At 68.8% G+C, this 22,592-nt stretch carries 22 protein-coding genes; 7 read left to right on the top strand and 15 right to left on the bottom strand.

All coding sequences use genetic code 11. The features are described 5' to 3' along the window. Positions 1–59: 59 nt before the first annotated feature. The 4 genes from ACFQQC_RS12825 (at position 60) to lexA (ending at position 3,264) form a co-directional block, all read left to right on the top strand. Entirely contained in the window at positions 60–650 is a 591-nt protein-coding gene (locus tag ACFQQC_RS12825; RefSeq protein ID WP_376862808.1) for an anthranilate synthase component II, read from the top strand. Position 651: 1 nt separating this feature from the next. Next, positions 652–1,689 carry an anthranilate phosphoribosyltransferase gene (gene trpD, locus ACFQQC_RS12820; protein ID WP_376862806.1) on the top strand — a complete coding sequence of 346 codons (1,038 nt, stop codon included), beginning with the start codon at positions 652–654 and terminating at the stop codon, positions 1,687–1,689. Then, entirely contained in the window at positions 1,686–2,477 is a 792-nt protein-coding gene (gene trpC, locus ACFQQC_RS12815; protein WP_376862805.1) for an indole-3-glycerol phosphate synthase TrpC, read from the top strand. Before trpD ends, trpC begins: the two co-directional genes overlap by 4 nt. A gap of 94 nt (positions 2,478–2,571) precedes the next feature. Then, positions 2,572–3,264, top strand: coding sequence for a transcriptional repressor LexA (gene lexA / locus ACFQQC_RS12810; protein WP_141626530.1), 693 nt, complete (start codon positions 2,572–2,574; stop codon positions 3,262–3,264). Here the strand turns inward: lexA and ACFQQC_RS12805 are convergent. Next, complete coding sequence (locus ACFQQC_RS12805; protein WP_376862804.1) at positions 3,258–5,366, bottom strand: ComEC/Rec2 family competence protein; 2,109 nt, start codon at positions 5,364–5,366, stop codon at positions 3,258–3,260. The genes lexA and ACFQQC_RS12805 overlap by 7 nt on opposite strands. 61 nt (positions 5,367–5,427) lie before the next feature. Between ACFQQC_RS12805 and gltX the strand changes: the two genes are divergently transcribed. From gltX to lepB, 3 genes are all read left to right on the top strand, one after another. After that, a complete protein-coding gene (gltX, locus tag ACFQQC_RS12800) occupies positions 5,428–6,852 on the top strand; it encodes a glutamate--tRNA ligase (protein ID WP_376862802.1) in 1,425 nt (474 codons plus the stop codon). Between the two features lie 65 nt (positions 6,853–6,917). Further along, entirely contained in the window at positions 6,918–8,219 is a 1,302-nt protein-coding gene (gltA, locus tag ACFQQC_RS12795; RefSeq protein ID WP_376862800.1) for a citrate synthase, read from the top strand. Between the two features lie 127 nt (positions 8,220–8,346). Further along, entirely contained in the window at positions 8,347–9,132 is a 786-nt protein-coding gene (gene lepB, locus ACFQQC_RS12790) for a signal peptidase I (protein ID WP_376862799.1), read from the top strand. Positions 9,133–9,135: 3 nt separating this feature from the next. On the opposite strand, the gene ACFQQC_RS12785 is transcribed toward lepB, so the two are convergent. From ACFQQC_RS12785 to uppS, 14 genes are all read right to left on the bottom strand, one after another. Further along, entirely contained in the window at positions 9,136–9,462 is a 327-nt protein-coding gene (locus ACFQQC_RS12785) for a hypothetical protein (RefSeq protein ID WP_376862798.1), read from the bottom strand. A 51-nt stretch (positions 9,463–9,513) separates the two neighbouring features. Further along, positions 9,514–10,500, bottom strand: a complete 987-nt coding sequence (locus ACFQQC_RS12780; RefSeq protein WP_376862796.1) for an FUSC family protein — start codon at positions 10,498–10,500, stop codon at positions 9,514–9,516. 1 nt (position 10,501) lies between these two features. After that, positions 10,502–11,200, bottom strand: coding sequence for an alpha/beta fold hydrolase (locus ACFQQC_RS12775; RefSeq protein WP_376862795.1), 699 nt, complete (start codon positions 11,198–11,200; stop codon positions 10,502–10,504). A 4-nt stretch (positions 11,201–11,204) separates the two neighbouring features. Continuing rightward, positions 11,205–12,374 (bottom strand): lipid-A-disaccharide synthase, encoded by a 1,170-nt coding sequence (gene lpxB / locus ACFQQC_RS12770; protein ID WP_376862794.1) that lies wholly within the window; start codon positions 12,372–12,374, stop codon positions 11,205–11,207. After that, complete coding sequence (locus ACFQQC_RS12765; RefSeq protein ID WP_376862792.1) at positions 12,371–13,210, bottom strand: LpxI family protein; 840 nt, start codon at positions 13,208–13,210, stop codon at positions 12,371–12,373. Before ACFQQC_RS12765 ends, lpxB begins: the two co-directional genes overlap by 4 nt. Next, positions 13,207–13,992, bottom strand: coding sequence for an acyl-ACP--UDP-N-acetylglucosamine O-acyltransferase (gene lpxA / locus ACFQQC_RS12760; protein WP_376862791.1), 786 nt, complete (start codon positions 13,990–13,992; stop codon positions 13,207–13,209). Before lpxA ends, ACFQQC_RS12765 begins: the two co-directional genes overlap by 4 nt. After that, positions 13,992–14,456, bottom strand: a complete 465-nt coding sequence (gene fabZ / locus ACFQQC_RS12755) for a 3-hydroxyacyl-ACP dehydratase FabZ (RefSeq protein WP_376862790.1) — start codon at positions 14,454–14,456, stop codon at positions 13,992–13,994. The genes lpxA and fabZ overlap by 1 nt, the downstream gene beginning before the upstream one ends. Further along, entirely contained in the window at positions 14,453–15,469 is a 1,017-nt protein-coding gene (gene lpxD / locus ACFQQC_RS12750; RefSeq protein WP_376862789.1) for a UDP-3-O-(3-hydroxymyristoyl)glucosamine N-acyltransferase, read from the bottom strand. The genes fabZ and lpxD overlap by 4 nt, the downstream gene beginning before the upstream one ends. A gap of 12 nt (positions 15,470–15,481) precedes the next feature. Continuing rightward, positions 15,482–16,075 carry an OmpH family outer membrane protein gene (locus tag ACFQQC_RS12745; RefSeq protein WP_376862788.1) on the bottom strand — a complete coding sequence of 198 codons (594 nt, stop codon included), beginning with the start codon at positions 16,073–16,075 and terminating at the stop codon, positions 15,482–15,484. 34 nt (positions 16,076–16,109) lie between these two features. Then, complete coding sequence (gene bamA / locus ACFQQC_RS12740) at positions 16,110–18,446, bottom strand: outer membrane protein assembly factor BamA (RefSeq protein WP_376863225.1); 2,337 nt, start codon at positions 18,444–18,446, stop codon at positions 16,110–16,112. Positions 18,447–18,574: 128 nt separating this feature from the next. Then, positions 18,575–19,789 (bottom strand): M50 family metallopeptidase, encoded by a 1,215-nt coding sequence (locus tag ACFQQC_RS12735; RefSeq protein WP_376862787.1) that lies wholly within the window; start codon positions 19,787–19,789, stop codon positions 18,575–18,577. 22 nt (positions 19,790–19,811) lie between these two features. Continuing rightward, on the bottom strand, positions 19,812–21,008 hold the full coding sequence (dxr, locus tag ACFQQC_RS12730) for a 1-deoxy-D-xylulose-5-phosphate reductoisomerase (protein WP_376862786.1): 1,197 nt from the start codon (positions 21,006–21,008) through the stop codon (positions 19,812–19,814). Beyond that, complete coding sequence (locus ACFQQC_RS12725; protein ID WP_376862785.1) at positions 21,005–21,823, bottom strand: phosphatidate cytidylyltransferase; 819 nt, start codon at positions 21,821–21,823, stop codon at positions 21,005–21,007. The genes dxr and ACFQQC_RS12725 overlap by 4 nt, the downstream gene beginning before the upstream one ends. Then, complete coding sequence (uppS, locus tag ACFQQC_RS12720; RefSeq protein WP_376862784.1) at positions 21,823–22,575, bottom strand: polyprenyl diphosphate synthase; 753 nt, start codon at positions 22,573–22,575, stop codon at positions 21,823–21,825. Before uppS ends, ACFQQC_RS12725 begins: the two co-directional genes overlap by 1 nt. Between the last annotated feature and the right edge of the window lie 17 nt (positions 22,576–22,592).

The following is a 22,592-nucleotide window of genomic DNA, read 5'->3' as shown; positions in this document are numbered from 1 at the left end:
CCATCTTACCGCACCCTCGGTGCTTGGCCTGACGCCCTCAACTCCCTAGAACCTGAGCCATGATCCTCGTCGTCGATAACTACGACAGCTTTACCTACAACCTCGTCCACTACCTCGCGGAGCTGGGCGCGGAGACTAGGGTCGTGCGCAATGACGACCTGACCGCCGCCGAGGCCTGGGCGCTGAAGCCCGAGGCGGTGCTGCTGTCGCCGGGCCCCTGCACGCCGAACGAGGCGGGCATCTGCCTGGCCCTGCTGGACACCGCCCCGCTGGACATGCCGATCTTCGGCGTCTGCCTGGGCCATCAGTCGATGGGACAGGCGTTCGGCGGCGACGTGATCCGCGCCAAGGCTCTGATGCACGGCAAGACCTCGCCCATCCTGCATGAGGGCAAGAGCGTCTTCCGCGGCCTGCCCTCGCCTTTCACCGCGACCCGCTACCACTCGCTGGCCGTAAAGCGGGAGACCCTCCCGGACGTGCTGGAGGTCACCGCCTGGACCGCCGATGGCGAGATCATGGGGCTGGCCCACAGGACGCGCCCGATCCACGGCGTCCAGTTCCACCCGGAATCGATCGCCACCGAGCACGGCCACGACCTGCTGGCCAACTTCCTCGACCTGGCGAACGTCCGCCGGACCGCGATGGTCTGACGTGGCGGACGTAAAGCCTCTGCTGGCGAAGCTGGTCGACGGTCAGGTGCTGTCGGACGCGGAGGCGCACGCCTTCTTCGCCGCCTGTCTGCGTGGCGAGCCGACCCCGTCGCAGGTCGCCGCCGCCGTCACCGCCCTGCGCATTCGCGGCGAGACCGTGGGCGAGATCGCGGCCTTCGCCACCGCCATGCGCGAGGCGGCCCTGACGCTGGACCATCCGTGGGAGGTGATCGACACCTGCGGCACCGGCGGCGACGGCCAGCACACCTACAACATCTCCACCGCCGCCGCTCTCGTGCTGGCGGGCGCGGGGCTGAAGGTGGCCAAGCACGGCAACCGGGCGCTCAGCTCCAAGTCCGGCTCGTCCGACGTGCTGTCGGTGCTGGGCGTCAATCTGCAGGCCACCGAGGCGCAGCAGCTGCGCGCGCTGGACCGGGCGGGCATCGCCTTCCTGTTCGCACCCACCTACCACGGCGCCATGCGTCACGTCGGACCGGTGCGGACCGAGATCGGCTTCCGCACCGTGTTCAACCTGCTGGGGCCCCTGTCCAATCCGGCGCAGGCGAAGCGTCAGGTCATGGGCGTCTATGATCCGCGCCTGCTCGAGCCGCTGGCCGAGGTGCTGGGCCGTCTGGGCGCGATCCGGGCCTGGACTGTCCACGGCCAGGGCCTCGACGAACTGACCGTCACCGGCGAGACCGAGGTGGCGGAATGGAAGGACGGTGCCGTCCGCCGCTTCACCGTCACCCCCGAGGACGCGGGCCTTTCCCGCCATGACATTTCGGCCATCCGCGGTGGCGACGCCGAAGAGAACGCCGCGGCCCTGCGCGCCCTGCTGGACGGGGCGACCGGCGCCTATCGCGACGTGGTCCTGCTGAACGCCGCCGCCGCGCTCGTGGTGGCCGACAAGGCCGCCGATCTGGCCGAAGGCGCGGTCCAGGCCGCCGCCGTCATCGACGACGGTCGTGCATCGAAGGCGCTGGCTGCGCTCGTCGAGGCCACCAACACCCCCATCAACAGCGAAGAGGAGTCGGCATGACCGATGTGCTGGAACGGATCGCCGCCTACAAGCGCGAGGACGTCGCCGCCCGGAAAGCCGCTCTCCCACAGGACGCGATCGAGGCCCGCGCGGCCCTCGCCTCCGCCCCGCGCGGCTTCCGCGCCGCGCTCGAAACCCATGTCGAGAACACCGGCCGCCCGGCCCTGATCGCCGAGATCAAGAAGGCCAGCCCGTCCAAGGGCCTGATCCGCGCCGACTTCGATCCGCCAGCCCTCGCGCAGGCCTATGAGCGCGGCGGCGCCACCTGCCTGTCCGTCCTGACCGATGGCCCCAGCTTCCAGGGCGACGACAGCTTCCTCGCCGCCGCCCGCGACACGGTCGCCCTGCCCTGCCTGCGCAAGGACTTCCTCGTCGATCCCTGGCAGGTGGCCGAGAGCCGCGCGCTGGGCGCCGACTGCATCCTGATCATCCTGGCCATGATCGACGACAAGCTGGCCGCCGAACTGCTGGCCGAGGCCGAGCGCTTCGGCATGGACGCCCTGATCGAGACCCACGACGAGGCCGAGATGGCCCGCGCCTGCAAGCTGGGCGGCGATCTGGTCGGGATCAACAACCGCTCGCTGCGCACCTTCGAGGTCGATCTGGAGACCACCGAACGCCTCGCCATGCTCAGCCCGGTGAAGGCCCTGCTGGTCGCCGAAAGCGGCATCTTCACCCCGGACGACGTCCAGCGCGTCTCGGACGCCCACGCCCAGGCCATCCTCGTCGGCGAAAGCCTGATGCGTCAGGACGACGTGGAAGCGGCGACGCGGACCTTGCTTCGGTAACCCTGCCTTAACCGGAACACCTCAGGAACAGTTTCTGGACGTTTGCGGTTTGTTCCGCTAGCGTTCTGGAAACCGGATTCGTCTCGAGGGCCGCATGCTCACCCGCAAACAGCACGAACTGCTCATGTTCATTCACGAGCGGATTCAGGAGACCGGCGTGTCTCCGTCGTTCGACGAGATGAAGGAGGCGCTGGATCTGGCGTCCAAGTCGGGCATTCACCGGCTGATCACGGCGCTGGAGGAACGCGGCTTCATCCGTCGCCTCGCCCACCGCGCCCGGGCGCTGGAAGTCACCAAGCTGCCGGAGCAGGCCACGGCCGGAGCGCCGCGCGGCCACGCGGGCTTCAAGCCCGGCGTGATCGAGGGCGGCGGTCGTCCCAAGGCCGCCGAACCGGCCAATGACACCCGCGAACTGTCCCTCATGGGCAAGATCGCGGCGGGCACGCCCATCGACGCCATCGAGCACGAGACCGCACGCTATCCGGTGCCGGAGGCCATGCTGGGCTCGGGCGAGCACTACCTGCTCGAGATCGAGGGCGACTCGATGATCGAGGCGGGCATCCTCAACGGCGACATGGTCATCATCAAATCGACCGAGAACTGCTCGTCGGGCGAGATCGTGGTGGCCCTGGTCGAGGGCGAACAGGCGACGCTGAAGCGCCTGCGCAAGAAGGGCGCATCGATCGCGCTGGAGCCCGCCAACCGCAACTATGAGACCAAGATCTACGGCGCCGATCAGGTCGCTGTTCAGGGCAAGCTGGTCGGCCTGATCCGCCGCTATCACTGACCCTCGGCGTCGCCGTAGCGCGACCACGGTCGATCGCCACGCACGTCGGACACCCACAGGGCCCGCCAGCGGTTCGCCGCGGCCGGCCCTTCGCGTTTGAGCTCCACGGCCCCGCCGCGCGCGTAGTCTAGGCCGTCCAGCACCAGCTTTCCGGCACAGGACTCGGGCAAGCTTGTCACGACCGTCCGTACACTGACGACCCACGACGACCGGCACAGGGCGTCCATCTGTTCCGCCGTCGGCGCCCGCCGGCCCCACCACAGCGCGACCGGCCCTGACGGCTCCGGCGCGCAGGAGAATCGGCCGCAGGTCCAGCCCTCCGCCGGCCGATCCACCACCTCCAGCCCCCGCCGCCGGCTCCAGACATCGACCGCGAACTGACGCACGCCCGGGCGCGCCACCACGGCCCGCCCGTCCTCCACCCATGCCGCCTGCAATCCGCCGTCGCCGATCCAGACATCGGGCGGCGCAGCCCTCGGCCAGATCAGCACCGCGCAAGCCAGCGGCAGGCCCAGCCATCTCAGCGGCCCGCGCCACAGGCAGCAGAACAGGATGCCGAGAAAGGCCAGTGGCAGGACGATGTCCGGCGCGCTGGCGATGGTCCGCACCGCGCCCGGCAGCCCCGCTGTCCACGTCCCGATGGCCAGCATCGCCTCGATCCCCTTCGACGCCAGCCAGAGGAAGGGCGCGCCCAGCCCCACCGGCTCCAGCAAGGCTCCCAGCGCCAGGGCGGGCATGATGATGAAGTCCGACAGCGGCGCGGTCGCCAGATTGGCCGCCAGTCCGTACATGGCCGAGCGGTTGAAATGCTGCATGGCGAAGGGGCCGGTGGCCGCCCCGGCGACAAGGCTGGCCAGCACCGCCGCCATGATCCACGCCCCGGTCCGCTGGACGATCAGGATCGGCAGGGGCGCCGAAATCTCCCGGGGTCGGCGCGGCCAGGCCTCGACCAGCGCCACCAGCGCCGCCGTGGCCGCGAACGACATCTGGAAGCCCGGCGTGACGATGGCTTCGGGCTGCATCAACAGGACCGCGAAGGCCGCCACCGCCAGCGCGTGCATGGTGATCGCCTGCCGGTCCAGCAGGACGGCGAGGAAGGCGATGGAGGCGGTGATGGCCGCCCGCTCCGCCGGGGGCGGTGCACCGGACACGATCAGATAGGTCCCGACCGCCAACAGGCCCGCCCAGGCGGCGACCTTCTTGCCCGACACCCGCAGCGCCAGCCACGGCCACAGGGCCACCACCAGGCGCACAAGGAAGAAGGCGAAGCCGCCGACCACGGCCATGTGCAGACCCGAGATCGACAGGATGTGCGCCAACCCCGAGTCGCGCATGACATCGACCTCGGCCGGATCGAGCCAGGCCTCGTGCCCCGTGGTCATGGCCGCCGCCACGCCCCCGGCCCGCTCCCCCTGCCGCGCCACGATCCGCTTCGCCAGATCAAAGCGCTGCGCGTTGACCCACATCACCATCCGCAGCCGCAACGGCGCCTCAGGCAGGACGGCGGGCCGGGTCTCGCCCAGCCCAAAGGCCACGCCGCCGATCCGCTGGAAGAAGGCTGTGCGGCCGAAGTCATAGGCGCCGGGACTGGCTGGAGCCGGCGGCGGGTTGAGGATGGCGAACAGGCGGATCGCCTGTCCCGGCTCGGGCGGCGCCGCGTCCCGAACGGTGGCGCGGATGCGCACTGGCGTCTGTTCAGGTGTCAGCCCCCGAATGCGAACCGGCGCGATGATGACCCGCGGCCCGGCCGAGCCCGGGCTGTCGACATCGACCACCCAGCCCTCGATCACCGTCGGCCGTTCCAGCACTGGAGCGATCGGCGCGGTCATCGCATCGGTCCTTAGCTTGGCCGCCGCCAGCCCCAGCGCGAAACAGGTCAGCACTAGCAGGATCAGGCTCCACACCCGCGCCAGATGCAGCCGTCTCCCGATCAGCCATCCTCCGCTCGCCAGAACGGCAAACACCAGCAACGGCCAGACCGGCGGCTCACTGCGGAAGGCGAAACAGGTCGCGCAGCCGCCGCCGAACGCCACCGGGCTCCACAGCCGCCATCGCAGGTTCTGCGCGGCGATCTGGGCGGACAGGAAGTCGCCAATCCTCACCCGGACGCTAGGCTTTGCGGCAGGCGGGGGTATAAGGGCGACCCGATCGGATCGACCTGTAATGACCTCCTCCCCTGCTCCCTTGTCCGAAGTGGTCACCCGCTTCGCCCCCTCGCCCACCGGCTTCCTGCACATAGGGGGCGCCCGCACGGCGCTTTTCAACTATTTGTATGCACGACGACACAACGGGAAGTTTCTCGTCCGCGTCGAGGACACCGACCGCGAGCGCTCCACCGACGAGGCGGTGAAGGCCATTTTTGACGGCATGGCCTGGCTGGAGCTGTTCGCCGACGAGGAGCCGGTGTTCCAGTTCAGCCGCGCCGAACGCCACCGCGAGGTCGCGAACCAGCTGCTCGAGACCGGTCACGCCTACCGCGACTTCCTGACCGCCGACGAGACCGCCGCCCTGCGCGATCAGGCCAAGGCCGAGGGCCGGACCTTCGAATCGCCCTGGCGCGACCGCGAGCCGACCGTCGATGATCTGCTGAAGCCCCACACCGTCCGCTTCCGCCGTCCGGCTGACGCGCCCGTGGTCGTGGACGACGCCGTGCAGGGCACGGTGCGCTGGGACACGGCCTCGCTGGACGATCTGGTCATCCTGCGTTCGGACGGCGCTCCGACCTACAACCTCGCCGTGGTCGTCGATGACCACGACATGGGGGTCACCCACGTCATCCGCGGCGACGACCACCTGAACAACGCCGCCCGCCAGAGCCTGATCTATGACGCGCTGGGCTGGACCCGTCCCACCTTCGCCCACATCCCCCTGATTCACGGCCCGGACGGCGCCAAGCTGTCCAAGCGGCACGGGGCGCAGGCGGTGCATGAGTATGCGGAGATGGGCTACCTGCCCGAGGCCATGCGCAACTATCTGGCCCGCCTCGGCTGGGCTCACGGCGATGATGAACTGTTCTCGGACGAACAGGCGCGCGAGTGGTTCGATCTGGCCGGCATCGGCAAGGCGCCGTCGCGGCTGGACTTCGACAAGCTGGCCCACGTCAACAGCCACTGGATCCGGCTGGCCCAGGATGATCGCCTCGCCAAGATGACGCTGGACGTCCACCTGTCGCGCGGCCACGCGCTCGGTCCCGACGACGAGGATCGCCTGCTGCGCGCCATGCCCTTCGTGAAGGATCGCGCCAAGACCACGCTGGAACTGGCCGACCAGACCGCCTTCGCGCTGAAGCCGCGTCCGCTGGCCATCGATGAAAAGGGCCTCGGCCTGCTGTCCGGCGAGTCGGGCGAACGCATCGGACGCCTGCGCGACCGGCTCAAACTGTTTGGCAGCTGGGACGTCTTCGCCCTTGAAGCCGAGCTGAAAGCCTTTGCGGAAGACGAGGGCGTAGGCTTCGGAAAGATCGGTCCGGCGACCCGTGCGGCCCTCACCGGAGGGGCCGCTTCGCCCGACATCGCGAAAACGTTGGCGGCATTGGGGCGAGAAGAAAGCCTCGGGCGCTTGGATGATGCGCTGCAACAGACTAAGTGACGTTCACAAATGAAACGCGGTCCGTCGCCTCCCCGCGCGAGACCGCTTCTGACAAAGGGGCTGAAATGACCGAACAAGCCAAACCCGCCGGTACGGCGACCCTCAACTACGCCGGAAAGTCCGTTGAGCTTCCGGTGCTGTCGGGTTCCACCGGCCCGGACGTCATCGACATCCGCAAGCTCTACGCGGGCACCGACGCCTTCACCTTCGACCCGGGCTTCACCTCGACCGCCTCGTGCGAGTCGGGCCTGACCTTCATCGACGGCGACGCCGGCGTGCTGCTGCACCGCGGCTATCCGATCGACCAGCTGGCGTCGGATTCGAACTTCGTCGAGGTCTGCCACCTGCTGCTGCACGGTGAACTGCCGACCGCCGCACAGTACGAAGAGTTCAAGAACAGCATCACCATGCACACGATGCTGCACAGCCAGTTCGACCGCTTCTTTGAGGGCTTCCGTCGCGACGCCCACCCGATGGCGATCATGGTCGGCACCGTCGGCGCCCTGTCGGCCTTCTACCACGACAGCCTGGACATCCATGATCCGGTCCAGCGCAACATCTCGGCCATCCGCCTGATCGCCAAGATGCCGACGATCGCGGCCCGCGCCTACAAGTACCACATCGGCCAGCCCTTCATTTCGCCGCGCAACGACCTGTCGTACGCCGAGAACTTCCTGCGCATGTGCTTCGCCGTTCCGGCCGAGGACTATCAGGTCGATCCGCGTCTGGTGCGCGCCATGGACCGCATCTTCACCCTGCACGCCGATCACGAGCAGAACGCCTCGACCTCGACCGTCCGCCTGGCCGGTTCGTCGGGCGCCAACCCGTTCGCCTGTATCGCCGCCGGCATCGCCTGCCTGTGGGGTCCGTCGCACGGCGGCGCCAACGAAGAGGCGCTGAACATGCTCAAGGAGATCGGCACCCCGGACAAGATCCCGGAGTTCATCCAGGGCGTGAAGGACCGCAAGTACAAGCTGATGGGCTTCGGCCACCGCGTGTACAAGAACTACGATCCGCGCGCGAAGGTCATGCAGCAGTCGGCCTACGAAGTGCTGGAAGCCACCGGTCGCGCCAACGATCCGCTGTTCGTCGTCGCCAAGGAGCTGGAGAAGGTCGCCCTGTCGGACGAATACTTCACCTCGCGCAAGCTGTTCCCGAACGTCGACTTCTACTCGGGCATCACCCTGTCGGCGATGGGCTTCCCGACCACCATGTTCACCGTCCTGTTCGCCCTGGCGCGCACGGTCGGCTGGATCGCCCAGTGGCAGGAAATGATGGAAGATCCGGGCCAGAAGATCGGCCGTCCGCGTCAGCTGTACACCGGCCCGACGCAGCGCGATTACGTCGCCATCGACAAGCGCGGCTAAGCTGGCGCCAACGACATCAGACGCCGGGGCCTCCGCCCCGGCGTTTTTTGTTGTCCGGACACGATTTCGCGCCTGTCCGGACGTCTTCGCCATTGAAGAGAACGACGCGACGCGGTCCGATGACGACATGACGCAAGACACCGACACCACCCCTGACGCCGCCGCCGAGACCAGGCCCCAGCCGGGGCTCTTCGCGGAGCTGATCGACACCGCCCGCACCATCGGCCTGGGCCTCGCGGTCGCCGTGGTCATCCAGACCGTGCTGTTCCAGCCCTTCACCATTCCCTCTTCGTCGATGGAGCCGGGGCTGGTCACGGGCGACTATGTGGTGGTGTCCAAGTCCGCCTATGGCTGGAGCCGGGCCTCCCTGCCCTTCAATCCGCCCCTGCCCGAGGGCCGGCTGTTCGGGAAACAGGCCGAGCGCGGCGACGTCGTGGTCTTCCGCCGCCCCAGCGATCCGGACCAGACCTGGGTGAAACGGGTCATCGGCCTGCCGGGCGACCGGGTGCAGGTCATGGGCGGCGTCGTCTTCGTCAATGGCCAGGCCATCCCGCGCACGCCGCTGCAGATCGTCCGCGACCACGACAATCCCGCCCGCTCGGTGCTGGAGGTGCGCGAAACCGCCCCCGGCGGCGCCACCTATGTCACCTACGACGGCGGCTCCGGCATGCAGGGCGACGACACCGGCGTCTATATCGTGCCCGAGGGCCAGTATTTCATGATGGGCGACAACCGCGACAACTCGCTGGACAGCCGCTGGTCGCCGGAAATCGGCGTCGGCCTGCTGCCCGCCGACAACATCGTCGGCAAGGCCGAGATCATCGTCGCCTCGTGGAAGCCCGGCGCCGGCCTGTTCAAGCCCTGGACCTGGTTCAATCTCCAGAAAGGCCGGTTCTTCAAGTCGATCGACTGAGGCTCAGCGCCGGTATTCGTCGAAACTGATCACCCCGTCCCGGTTAGCGTCCAGCCGGTCAAAGGCCGCGCGCGAGCCGTGCTGGGCCTGCGTCTGGGCCAGTGAGGGCGCGGCCACCGCGCCCAGCGCCAGCCCCGCCGCCAGCGCCGCCGCCGCATGCCACAGGCGGGGCTTGCCGCGCGGCGTCGCGCCGATCTCCCGCTCCATGAAGGCGCGCACCGCCTCGCTGACGGTCACGCCGTTCTCGCGGCAGCGGGCGGCGAAGGCCGTCTTGGCGCCGTGCGGCACCCGCACCTCGATGGTTTCGCTCTTCTTGGGCGCCTTGCTCATGGCCGGTCCTCGCATTCGGTAGCGGAGGATGGGGCCGGAGCGTCGCGGCGTCTAGATCAGATGCAGGTCGCGGAAGCGGGCGATCAGGTCGTTCAGGTCCCGGTGCATGTGAACCAGCCCGATGGCCGCCGCGCCGCGCGCCAGATCACCGTCCGGCTCGCCGCCGCCCAGCTTCAGGGCCGGGTCCGGGTCGTCCAGCGCCTCGACCGCCTGCCCCCGCGACAGGCCCTGCAACCGCTCCACCGCCGCAGTGGCCGCCAGCGCCCAGGGCCCGAGATGCTCCAGCGCCCCCTTCGCTTGGAAGCCTCGCCCGAGGATGACGATGTCGCTGCGCACCCGCCAGAAGGTCCGCACCAGCGCCGCCCGGTCCGCCGTCTCCTTCTGCGCGCCCGGCAGGTCGATGACATTGCTGGCCGCCTGCCCCAGCGCATCCAGCCGCTTCTTGAGGTCGGCGTGTATCTTCAACCGCTCCGCCACATCCGCCTCGCCCCGGATCACGAGCTCCAGCACCTCCGCCGCCTTCGCCGCCGCCTCACGCGCCTGCAGCCTGAAGGTCTGGCGGGCATGGCGGGGGAAGAGCAGCAGGATCGAGACCACCCCCACGCCGCTGCCGACGAGGATCTCCAGCACCCGGTCCAGCGCCAGTTGCGCCGGCCCCTCGGGGCCCGCGGCGCCGGCGATGACGATGGCCGCGGTCACCGGCGCCACCTTCAGCCAGGGCCGTCCGGTGGCGAAGAAGGCCAGTCCGGCCGTGCAGGCCGCCAGCGTGGCCATCATCCAGTTCACGCCCTCGGGCCGGACGAAGGCCGCGGCCCCGCCGATCATGGCCCCGACCAGCGTCCCCACTGCCCGGTCCCGCGCCACCGTCAGCACGCCGCCGCCGACGCTGGCCTGAATGACCACAATGGCCGAGATCACGCTCCAGTAGGGATGCGGCAGCTTGAACGCCGTCGCCAGATAGAAGGCGACCACGGCCCCGACCGCCATCTGCAAGGCGGCGCGGACCTCGGCGGCCCGGCGGGGGCTGAGGGCCCGCATCTCAGGACCGCTCCATCCAGCGCGCCAGCGCCCCGCTGACCAGCTCCGGCGCCTCGATCGGCGTCAGGTGGCCACAGCCGGGCGCGAGCACCAGTTCGGCGTCCGGTAGCAGAGCCGCCATCTCCCGATGCCCCTCGGCCGGAGTGATCTGATCGACCTCGCCGCACAGCACCAGCGCGGGACCGGCGAAGGCGCGCAGGGCCGCTTCCCCGTCCTGCCGGATCAGCCCGCTCTGGCGAATGAAGACCTCGGCGCCCAGCCGCTGCGTCATCGCCTGTACCCGCCCGGCCATCTCCAGGTTCGCCGCATGCTCGGCCGACATGTAGGTCTTCAGCAACCGGTCGCCGATGCCCAGAAACTTGCCCGAGGCCGTCGCCAGTCGGGTCAGATGCGCCCGCTCCGCCGCCCGCTCGGGCGTATCGGGCCGGAAGGCGGTGTCCAGCAGGGCCAGCCGCGCGATCCGTTCGGGCGCCCGCATCAGCATGGCCTGGGCCACATAGCCGCCCAGAGAGAAGCCCGCGACCGCCACCGGCCCGTCCGCCAGCCCGAACACCGTCTCGACCAGGGCGTCCATCGTCTCGCCCCGGGTGATGTCAGCGACCCGCACGTCGAACCGCCCGGACAGGGCCGCGACTTGATCGCGCCACAGGTCGGCATCGTTCAGCAGGCCGGGGATGAGGATCAGCACCGGCCCCGGCATGCGGTCAGACCCCTGCCCGCGCCGCGATCACCCGCAGCACCGCGTCCGCCGCCAGGCTGGACGGGTCCGGCGCGTTGCGGCCCATCAGGTCCAGCGCCGCCGTCTGACGCTCGGACTGCGCGCGGCGCGCCTCGGGATCGGCCAGCAGGCGGCCCACCTCCGCGGCGAAGTTCTCCGGGGTGGCGTCGCTCTGGATCAGTTCGCGAGCGATCTCTTCGTCCGCGGCGTGGTTGAACAGGGTCGCGTACTTGCCGGTGAAGAACGGCTTCATGATCGCATAGCTGAGCGGCTGGAAGCGGTAGCCGATGACCATGGGCGCCCCGGCCAGCGCCAGTTCGGTCGAGACCGTGCCGCTGGTCGCCAGCGCCACCGTGGCGGCCTTCATCGCGTCGTACTTCTCGGCTTCGGACACCAGATGGGCGCGGAACGGCCAGGTGGCGACCCGCGCCGTCACATCGTCAGCCACGGTGCCGGCGGCGATGACGGCCACCTCCAGCGTGGGATTGGCGCGCTTCAACTGCGCCACCGCCGCCTCGAAGACGGGCGTCATCAGGCGGATCTCGGACGGACGGCTGCCCGGCAGGACCAGCAGCAGGTCCGCCTCCGGCGCGATGCCCCGGCGGCTGCGGAAGTCGGCGGGATCGGCGCGGCTCATGTCCACATGCAGGGCCTGTGAGCCGACGACCGTGGTCTCCAGCCCTTCGCGCTCGAACCAGGGCGCGTCGAAGGCGTAGAGCGCCAGCAGGTGATCAACCGAGGCCGCCAGGGTCTTCGCCCGGCCGGGGCGCGAGGCCCAGACCTGCGGCCCGACGTACTTGATCAGCGGCACGCCCGGCAGCGCCTCTTTCAGCGCCTTGGCGACGCGGATGGTGAACCCCCAGCTGTCGATCAGGACGACCGCGTCCGGCTTTTCGGCGACGGCGTGGGCCACGGTCTCGGCCACCCGGCGCTTGACCAGACCATAGGCCTTCAGCCCCTCCAGCCAGCCCAGAATGGACAGGTCGGCGATGTCGAACGGACTGTCGACGCCCTCGGCCGCCATCTTCGGTCCGCCCACGCCGACGAAGGTCACGTCGGGGCCCAGCCGACCCCGCAGGGCCTGCGCGAGGCCGGCGCCCAGCGCATCGCCCGAGGCCTCGGCGGCGATCAGCATGACCTTCAACGGACGGCTCATTTGTCCTCGCCCCAGACGTACAGGCCCAGACGGTCCGCCGCCTCGATCAGTGACGGGCGATCGATCAGGATCAGCTTGCCGGTCACGCCGCCCACCCCGGCCAGACCGGCGGCGGCGGCCATCTCGATGGTGCGCGCGCCCATGACCGGCATGTCGACGCGCAGGTCCTGGATCGGCTTGGGCGCCTTGCCCAGCGCGCCCTTGCGGGCCGACGGCGAGCCCCGCAGGTCGGCGGGCAGGCCGGCGACGCGCATCAGCATGGCGTCGGTGCCCTCCTGAGCCTCCACGGCCAGCACCAGACCGTCACAGACGACCGCGCCCTGCCCGATATCCAGCTCGCCCGACTTCTCGGCGACGTACAGGGCCTTGCGCAGGTCGGCGAGTTGCTCGGCCGTCGGCTGGACCTTGCCCAGCCCGCCGGACGGCAGGGTCTCGCCGCCCAGAATGTCGTCCGCCCCCTCGACGGCATAACCCTCGGCCTCGAACACCGACAAGATCTTGCGCAGCAGGGCGTCGTCGCCCTGGGTCGCGGCCTTGATGATCCCGGGCAGCAGGGTCGCGCCCTTGAAGTCGGGCTTCAGCGTCTTGAAGTCCGGGCGGCTGACCGTGCCCGCCAAACAGACCGCCTTGCAGTCGGCCTTCTTCATCGCCGTCAGGATCTTGCCGATCTCGGCCATGCCGACGTCGATGCCCGGGTAATGGGCCAGATGCGGATCGGCGAAGCCGGCCAGCCGGATCACGAAGACCGGACGGCCTTCCGCCTCACAGCGCGCGGCCACGGAGAGGGGCAGCGCCCCGCCCCCCGCGATCAGGCCCAGCTTGCCGCCCATGCTCATCGCTCCGGCAGGGCGACCGGGCGCCGGGTGTCCTCGCGGATGAAGGCGATGATCTCCTGGATCTCCGGCAGGTCCGCATAGGTCGCCGCGGCGGCGGTCAGGCGGTCGGAGAACAGGCCCTCGCCCTCGAAGATGTCACGATAGGCGGCCAGCAGGCGACGAATGGCGTCCTTGCCGTAGCCCTTCCGCTTCAGCCCGATCAGGTTCAGGCCGTGCAGGCGGACATGATTGCCCCAGGCCGAGCCATAGGGAATAACGTCCCGCGTCACGGCGGACAGACCGCCGACGATGGCGCCCTGCCCGATCCGGCCGAATTGGTGCACTGCCGCCAGTCCGCCGAGGAAGACCTTGTTCCCCACGCGCGCGTGGCCGCCCAGGGTGGCGTTGTTGGCGAAGGTGACGTTGTCGCCGACGATGCAGTCATGGCCGATGTGGGCGCCGGTCATGAACAGGCCGTTGTCGCCGATGGTGGTCAGCTTGCGGTCGCCGGGGGTGCCCCGGTTGAACGTCGAATGCTCACGAATGACGTTATTGGCGCCGATCTCCAGCGCCACAGGCTCGCCCTTGTAGCCGCCATGCTGCGGGTCGCCGCCCATCACCGCGAAGGGATGGATGGTGGTGCCGGCGCCGACCGTGGTGTCCTGCTGGATCACCACATGGCTGGCCACGCGCACGCCTTCGGACAGGACCACGTTCGGTCCGATGATGGACCAGGCCCCGATCTCGACCCCGTCGGCCAGCCGGGCCGAGGCGTCGACCTGTGCTGTCGGATGGATGGCCATCAGGTCGCCGGCTGCTCGACCTTGACGACCATGGCCATGAACTCGGCCTCGGCCGCCAGCTTGCCGTCGATGAAGGTCTCGCCACGGAATTTGTAGGCGTCGCCGCGGGCCTTGATCACCTTGACCTCCATGCGCAGCTGGTCGCCCGGCCGCGCCGGCTTGCGGAAGCGCACGCCGTCGATGGACATGAACATGATGACCTTGTCGGCCACAGCCACGTCCAGGGTCTTGGACATCAGCAGCGCCCCCGTCTGGGCCATGGCCTCGACGATCAGCACGCCCGGCATGACCGGATCGATCGGGAAGTGGCCGGGGAAGAAGGGCTCGTTGTGGGTGACGTTCTTGATGCCGGTGATCGAGGTGGCGGGCACGAAGGCCTCGGCCTTGTCGACCAGCAGGAACGGGTAACGATGCGGCAGGCGCCGCATCACCTCGGCGTAGTCGATGTTGAGGTCGTCGCTCATTCTTCCGTCTTCCCGCGCGGTTTGCCTTGGGCCTGTTTGGACACCCAGACGGTCTCGCGCAAGAATTGCCGAATGGGTTTCGCGGGATAACCCGACCAGGTCTCGCCCGGCGGGATATCGGCCAGCAGGCCGGCGCCGCCCGCGACACGGGCGCCCTCGCCGATCTTCAGATGGTCGCCGACCCCGGCCTGGCCACCGAAGATCACATTGTCGCCGACGATCACCGAGCCGGAAATCCCGGTCTGGGCGGCGATCAGGCAGTTGCGACCGATGACGCAATTGTGGGCGATCATCACCAGATTATCGACCTTGGTGTTCTCGCCCACGACGGTGTCGTCATAGGCGCCCCGGTCGATGCAGGAGTTGGCGCCGATGGTGACCCCGTCCTGCAGGATGACGCGGCCCAGCTGGGGCACGTCCACCGGCCCGGTGCGCGACCCGGCGGCGCCGAAGCCCGCCTCGCCGATGCGCACCCCCGCATACAGCTTCACCCTGTCGCCGATCAGGGCGAAGCCGATGCTGACATTGGGGCCGATGTGGCAGTCGCGTCCGATCTGGACGCCCGGTCCGATCACCGTATTGGCACCGACGCGCGTGCCGCGTCCAATGCGGACGCCCTCGCCCAGCACCACACCGGGCTCCAGCACCACGCTGTCGTCCTCGACGGCTTCGGCGGGGTTGGCGGCGCGGGTCAACGCATGCGGGCGGTGGAACAGCAGGGAGGCCGCGGCCCAGGTCGCCTGCGGCGTCGGCGACACCAGCACCGCGGCCGTCTCGGGCGCCGTCCCGGCGGCCGCGGCGGGCAGGATCACGCAGCCCGCGCCGGTCGCCTTGAGCTGTTCTGCGAATTTACGGTCGCCCAGAAAGGCGACATCGTTCGATGAGGCTGTCCCCAAAGGCGCAACGGCGGAGACCTTTCGATCTCCGCCGCGCAGGACTTCAGCCCCGATCCGTTCAGCCAACCCGGCGACATCCAGTGTCGTCAGGCTTTCGAAAAAGCGCGGATCAGGCATTCGATACCGGTCTTACTGCTGCAGTTCGGCCGGAACCGGGCTGCGCGAGAAGGCCGGCAGGGTCGGCAGGGCCTGGTTGAGGCGTTGAATGGCGGGCGCAGTCAGGTCCATGGCCGGGTTGATCGCCAGAACAGTGCTGCCGTCCAGCAGGATGCTGCAGGCCTTCTCCTGGTACAGGGCCGCCAGGATCGGACGGGCGGCCGTCACGATGGTCTGGGTCTGCAGGCTCTCGGTGTAACGCAGTTCGTTCGAGCGGGTCTGTTCCAGCTGCTGGGCTTCCTGCAGGCGGGCCTGCCAGGCGCGGGCGCGGGCGCCGTCCGGGTCAGCGGCCTGACCGCCCTGTTGCAGCGCCGTCGCCTCGGTCTGCAGCGCGGTGCTGTACGGCGTCAGTTCGCCGCGCACTTCCTCGCCCAGGCGTTGCAGGCCGGTGACCAGCGACTGGCCGGCGGTGCTGCCCGCCAGCAGTTGCTGCGGGTTGTAGACGCAGACGCCGGCGACGGGGGCGCCGTGGTTCAGGGCCGCCGGAGCTTGCGCCTGGGCTTGAGCAGAAGCGGCGCCAGCGGTCAGGGTGGCGAGGGCGAAGGCGCCCAGAGCAATCATTTTCATAATCAGGCCTTTGGTGCGGGACGTCGTCCCACGGTTAGAATTGGGTGGACGTCGAGAAGCGGAAGGTTTCTGTCTTGTCGTAGTCTTCCCGGCTGAGGATCTTGCTCAGGTCGAACCGGATCGGCCCCATCGGCGAACGCCAGTGGATGCTCAGACCGGCCGAAGCCCGCAGTTCAAGGTCATCGACGATGTTGGCGTCCCGCACGCCCGTGGACGTGACGGTGTAGCGGTCATCCAGGACCCCCAGGGTGCCGACGTCGGCGAACAGCGATGTCCGGATGCCGTACTCTTCCGGCAGGTAGTTGGGGACGGTCAGTTCCAGCGTGCCGATGACGTAGAAATTGCCGCCCAGCGCGTCGGTCGTGCTCAGATCGCGCGGACCGATGCCCGCGGTTTCGAAGCCGCGGAAGCTGTTGCCGCCCTTGAAGAAGCGGTCGTTGATGCGGATCGGATCGCCGCCCCAGCCCGACACATAGCCGGTCTGCGCCTGGGCCGTGACGACCCAGTTGGGGGCGATGCCCCAGAAGGCCGACACGTCAGCCTCGGTCTTCACATAGTTCACGTCACCGCCGATGCCGGCGAAGTCCTGACGCAGCGAGCCGGTCCAGCCGCCGGTCGGACGGACGGGATCGTTCCGGCGGTCCACGAGCAGGGTATAGCCCGCCGACGAGTTGATGAACGAACCGACCTGATCGCACAGGGCGTTCGAACCGATGCCGTTCGTGCCGCAGTAGTTCGACGGCACGATGATCTCGTCGCTCTTCAGGAAGTAGCGGGTGCTGAACAGGGTGTAGCCGTTCAGCGGATAGGACAGACGCAGGCCGCCGCCGGTCGAACGGTAGTCGTAGGACGAGTACTCGCTCAGATCGTAGCGCGAGTGGAAGGCGTCGAAGCCGGCGCGCAGGTCACGTCCGAGGAATTTCGGCTCGGTGAAGCGGAAGTCGATCTGCTGACGCAGCGAACCCCATTCCAGACGGGCGACCACGTTCTGGCCGCGACCGCGGAAGTTCCGCTCGGTGATGCCCAGGTTCAGCACGAAGGAGTCGACCGAGCTGAAGCCGGCGCCGACCGAAAGCTCGCCGGTGGGCTGTTCGGTGACGGTGACGTTGACCACCGAACGGTCCGGGGCGGAGCCTCGGGTTTCCTCGACGGTCACGTCCTTGAAGAAGCCCAGCGCACGCAGGTTGTTGCGCGACCGCTCCAGCAGGGTGCGGTTGAAGGCGTCGCCTTCGCTCAGCATCATCTCGCGGCGGATCACGTTGTCCAGCGTGCGGGTGTTGCCGATCACATTGATCCGGTCGACGTAAACGCGCTGGCCTTCACGGATGTTGAAGGTCACGTCGATGGTGTTGGTTTCCGAATTCGCCCGGTACTCCGGCTCGATCTCGACGAAGGCGTAACCGGCCGAACCGGCGGCGAACGTCAGCGCGTCCACGGCGGTCTCGATCTTGTCGCTCTCGTAGAGGTCGCCCTCGCGGATCGGCAGCAGGCGCTTCAGGAAGTCCGGGTTCAGCCGGTCATTCTCGGTGACGACGTTGACCGTCCCGAAATTGTAGCGTTCGCCCTCGTCGACCGTCAGCGTGACCGCGAAGCTCGAATCGTCCGGCGCCAGCTCCGACACGGCGGACAGCACGCGGAAGTCATAATAGCCGCGGTTGGTGTAGAATTTCCGCAGCTGCTCGCGGTCATAGTCGAGGCGGTTGGGGTCGTAGTTGTCGTTGGTCGAGAACAGGCGCCACCACTGGCTCTGCTTGGTGACCATGACCTCGCGCAGGTCGTTGTCCGAGAAGGCGCTGTTGCCCAGGAAGGTGATCGCGCGAACGCCCGTTTCCGGACCCTCGTTGATCTCGAACACCACGTCGACGCGGTTCTGTTCCAGCTGGACGATCTTCGGCGTCACGGTCGCGCCGATGCGGCCCGACAGACGGTACAGTTCGACGATCTTGCCGACGTCTTCCTGGATGCGGGCGCGGGTGTAGATGCCGCGCGGCTTCAGGGTAACTTCCTCGGTCAGCTTGTCCTGCCCGATGGCGCTGTTCCCCTCGAACACCACCTGGTTGATGATCGGGTTTTCCACGATCTCGACGATCAGATCGCCGTTCGGCTGGACGCCCAGTTGCACGTCGGCGAACAGCTGGGTGCGGGTCAGGGTGCGGACCGCGACGTCCAGCACGGCAGCGTCGACGACGTCGCCCGGCTGGATCGGCAGATAGGACAGGACCGTCGTCTGGTCGATGCGCTGGTTGCCGCGCACCAGGATGCGGTTGACCTGCACCCGGTCTTCCTGTGCCGCCGAAGCCTCGGCCTGCGGCGCGGCGGCGGGCTCGGCCACCGTCACGACAGGCGCAGCCGGGGCCGCGGTCTGGGCCATGGCCGGACCGGCGAGACCGGCGGCTACCGCCAGCGCCAGAAGGCTGGGGCTCGCGGCGCGGGCGATGTGGAGGGCGGACACGTCTTTTCGGATCATACGGGAAACCATCGGGGGCTGGCGTTGGCTCATCAGGCGAGCCCGCCGAGGAATTTGAACAAACTCAGTTTCTGGAGATCGTTCCAGGTTGCGAACAACATCAATCCCGCCAGCAAAGCAAGACCGACCCTGTAACCGACCTCCTGAACCCGGGCGGGGACTGGCCTGCGCGCCACAGCCTCATAGCCGTAGAACATCAGGTGCCCCCCATCGAGGACGGGAATCGGCAGCAGATTAACAATACCCATTCCGATCGAAATTATGGCTGCAAACTGCAAGTAGGTCAGCAGCAGGTTCATCATCAGCACGGCGGGCGGCGCTTCGTAGGAGACCGCCTGCTTGGTGACGCCCCCGGCCGCCTTGGCGATGCCGAGCGGTCCGTTGAGCATGTCGCCGGATTCCTTGCCGACGAAGATGCGGCCCAGATAGCGGAAGGTGGTGGTCACGACCGACACCGTGGTGTCCACGCCCTTGCCCGCGGCCTCGACCGGGTTCAGCCGACGATAGCTGTAATCCTCACGCAGCGGGGCCAGAGCGAGGCCCACCCGGGCCACGCGCATGCGCCCGGCGACGGCGTCATCCTCAAGCTGACGCACCGGCGTCGCGATCAGGGACACCACCTGTTCGCCGCGCTGGACGGTGAAGGTCAGTGGATCATTGGCCGACAGCAGGATGGTCTGCGTCACCTCGCTGCTTTCCGCGACCGGGCGGCCGTTGATGGCGGTGATCAGGTCGCGCGGCTGGAAGCCGGCGGCGGCGGCGGGGCTGTTGGGGGTCACCTGCGCCACGCGCGGCGCGACGATCTGCTCGCCGATCACGCTGAACAGCAGGGTCAGCAGCACCAGCGCCAGGGCGAAGTTCGACAGCGGACCGGCGGCCACGATCAGGGCGCGCTGCCACACCGGCTTGAAGTGGAAATAGTCCTTCACGGCGGCCGAGCCGTGCTCGGCGGAGACGCGCGACTTCAGCTCGTCCAGACCGGCCTGGTCCGGCACGCTGGAGGCGTCCAGATCGCCCGAGAATTTCACATAGCCGCCCAGAGGGATCCAGCCGATCCGCCACTCGATCCCCTTCCTGTCCGTACGGCTGAACAGGGCGCGGCCGAAGCCAATCGAGAACCGGTCGACCTTCACGCCGAAGGCGCGCGCGACCAGGAAATGGCCCAGCTCATGGATGGTGACGATGAACGTCAGCACCACCAGGAACGGCACGATGTGAATCAGCGCCTGGCCGATAAAGCCCGTCATGCCGAAAAGTATCCTCCGCCGCTCAGGCTGCCGCCGCCAGACCGCGAATGATCGATTCCGCCGCCAGTCGCGCCCGAGCGTCCACGGCCAGAGCCGCGTCGCAGGCGCTAATGGAACCGGAATCCACCCCCGAGGCCGTCACGCGCGACAAGGTGTCGGCGACGACTGCGGCAATATTGAGAAAGCCCAGTCGGCGGTCAAGGAAGGCCAGGGCCGCGACCTCGTTGGCGGCGTTGAAGACGATGGGCGCCACGCCCCCCGCCTGCAGCGCCTGCCGGGCCAGCTTCAGCATCGGGAAGCGCGTCTCATCGGGTGCCTCGAAGGTCAGCCGTCCCAGAGCCGCCAGATCCAGCTTCGGCGCCGGCCAGGCGATGCGGTGCGGCCAGGCCAGGGCGCAGGCGATCGGCGTCTTCATGTCCGGCGGCCCCATCTGGGCCAGGGTCGAGCCGTCCACGTATTCGACCGTGCTGTGGATGATCGATTCCGGGTGCACCACCACGTCGATCCGCTCGGCGGGCATGTCGAACAGATAGGCCGCCTCGATCATCTCGAGACCCTTGTTGGCCATGCTGGCGCTGTCGACCGAGATCTTGGCGCCCATGCTCCAGTTGGGATGGGCCACGGCCTGTTCCGGCGTGATCGAGCCCATGTCAGCCCCCGCGAGCGTCCGGAACGGCCCGCCCGACGCCGTCAGCGTCAGTTTCGCCACCTGCTCCGGCGCCTCGTGCGGGAAGACCTGAAAGATGGCCGAATGCTCGGAATCGACCGGAATCAGCCGTCCGCCCGACGCCTTGACCCGTTCGATCAGGGCCGGGCCGCAGCAGACAAGGCTTTCCTTGTTGGCCAGCGCCAGCGTCGCGCCGGTGCCCGCCGCCGCCCAGGCCGAGCGCAGGCCCGCCGCGCCGACGATGGAGGCCATGACCCAGTCCGCCGGGCGGGTCGCCGCCTCGGTGATCGCCGCCTCACCCGCCGCCGCCTCGACGTCGGTTCCGGCCAGGGCGTCGCGCAATTCGTCCAGACGGGCCGGGTCGGCCGTCACCGCCACCTTCGGATTCCAGCGCCGCGCCTGTTCGGCCAGGCGTGCGATATTGGCGCCGCCGGTCAGGGCCTCGACCTCGAAGGCCCCTGCCCCGCCCGCCTCGGCCTGTTCCATCAGGTCCAGGGTCGAACAGCCGACCGAGCCCGTGGAGCCCAGCACCGTGACGCGCCGCCGGATCATCCGCTGTGCCCGGCCAGAAGGATGACGATCAGTCGTCCGCAAGCCACCACCACGACGGCGAACATCAGGCCGTCCACGCGATCCAGCAGCCCGCCGTGACCGGGGATCAGATTGCCGGCGTCCTTGACCCCGTAGCGACGTTTGAGCGCCGATTCCCACAGGTCTCCCGCCATGGTCGCCAGCGACGCCGCCAGTCCCAGCACAGCGCCCCAGACTGGTCCGATGCCCATGTCGAGGAAGGTGGCCAGCAGGGCGCCGGCGACGGTGCCCGCCACCAGACCGCCGATGAAGCCCGACCAGGTCTTGTTGGGCGAGAACCGCGGCCACAGCTTGGGCCCGCCGAAGGTCGATCCGGCCAGATAGGCCATGATGTCCGAGGCCCAGGCGACGGCGAAGGCGAAGACCGTCCAGTACAGGCCCTGCGCCGTGTTTCCGTCGCGCAGCCAGATGAGCAGGATGGCGGGCCACCCGAGGTAGAGAACCCCGTAGGCGGCATCCAGCGCCTCCTGCCCCCGACTACGGGCGAACAGGCCGGCGGCGGCGGCGCAGAAGACCAGCATGACCAGCGCCAGCGACAGCTGGCCGACGTGGGCGGAGATCACCGCCGCCAGCAGGCCCAGACCCACGGCCCCGGCCATCAGCCGCCAGGCCGTCGCGGCGCTCATCATCGCCCATTCGATCGCCAGCAGCACGCAGGCCGCCAGCATCAGACCCAGGAACCAGAACCCGCCCGCCCAGATCGCCAGCACGGCGGCGGGCGCCAGCACGACGGCGGAGGCGGCCCTCAGACCGATATCGCGCGCCCGCACCGCCATCAGACCGCCGCCTTGGCGGCGGGACGCCCGCCGAAACGGCGGTCCCGGCTGCGGAACTGCTCGACCACATCGGCCAGCGCGTTCGGACCGTAGTCCGGCCAGAGAATGTCCTGATAGACCAGCTCGGCGTAGGCGGCTTCCCACAGCAGGAAGTTCGACAGCCGGTATTCGCCCGAGGTCCGGACGATCACATCCACCGGCGGCCCGCCCGCGGTCGACAGGCCCGCGCCCAGCGTCGTCTCGTCCAGCGGCTCGACCGCCTCGCCCGCCTGCACCCGCTCCACATAGCGGCGCGCGGCGTCCACGATGTCGGCCCGGCCGCCGTAGTTGAAGGCGACCTGCAGGATGAATTTGTCGTTGTGCGCCGTGCTGGCCTCGGCCTTGTCGACGATCTTCGCGATATCGTCCGGCAACCCCTCGCGACGGCCCAGCACCCGCAGCCGCACCCCGGCCTTCTCCAGCCGCTTCAGGTCGCTGCCGACATAGGTCCGCACCAGACCCATCAGGTCCGACACCTCGTCCGCCGGACGCTGCCAGTTCTCGGTGGAGAAGCCGAACACGGTCAGGCAGCGGATGCCCAGCTTGGGCGCCGCCTCGATCGTGCGTTTCAGCGCCTGAACCCCCTCGCGGTGCCCGATAGCGCGCGGCAGACCGCGCGCCTCGGCCCACCGGCCGTTGCCGTCCATGATCAACGCGACATGGCGCGGCCCCGCGGGAGTCAGGGGCTCAGGACTGAGGGGTTCGGCGCTCATGCGTCGGTTATCCTGTG

This window comes from Brevundimonas sp. GCM10030266, from assembly GCF_042666595.1.
GTDB lineage: Bacteria > Pseudomonadota > Alphaproteobacteria > Caulobacterales > Caulobacteraceae > Brevundimonas.
The sequence above is the reverse complement of the archived record's forward strand: the minus strand, read 5'-3'. Positions and strand labels throughout refer to the sequence as shown.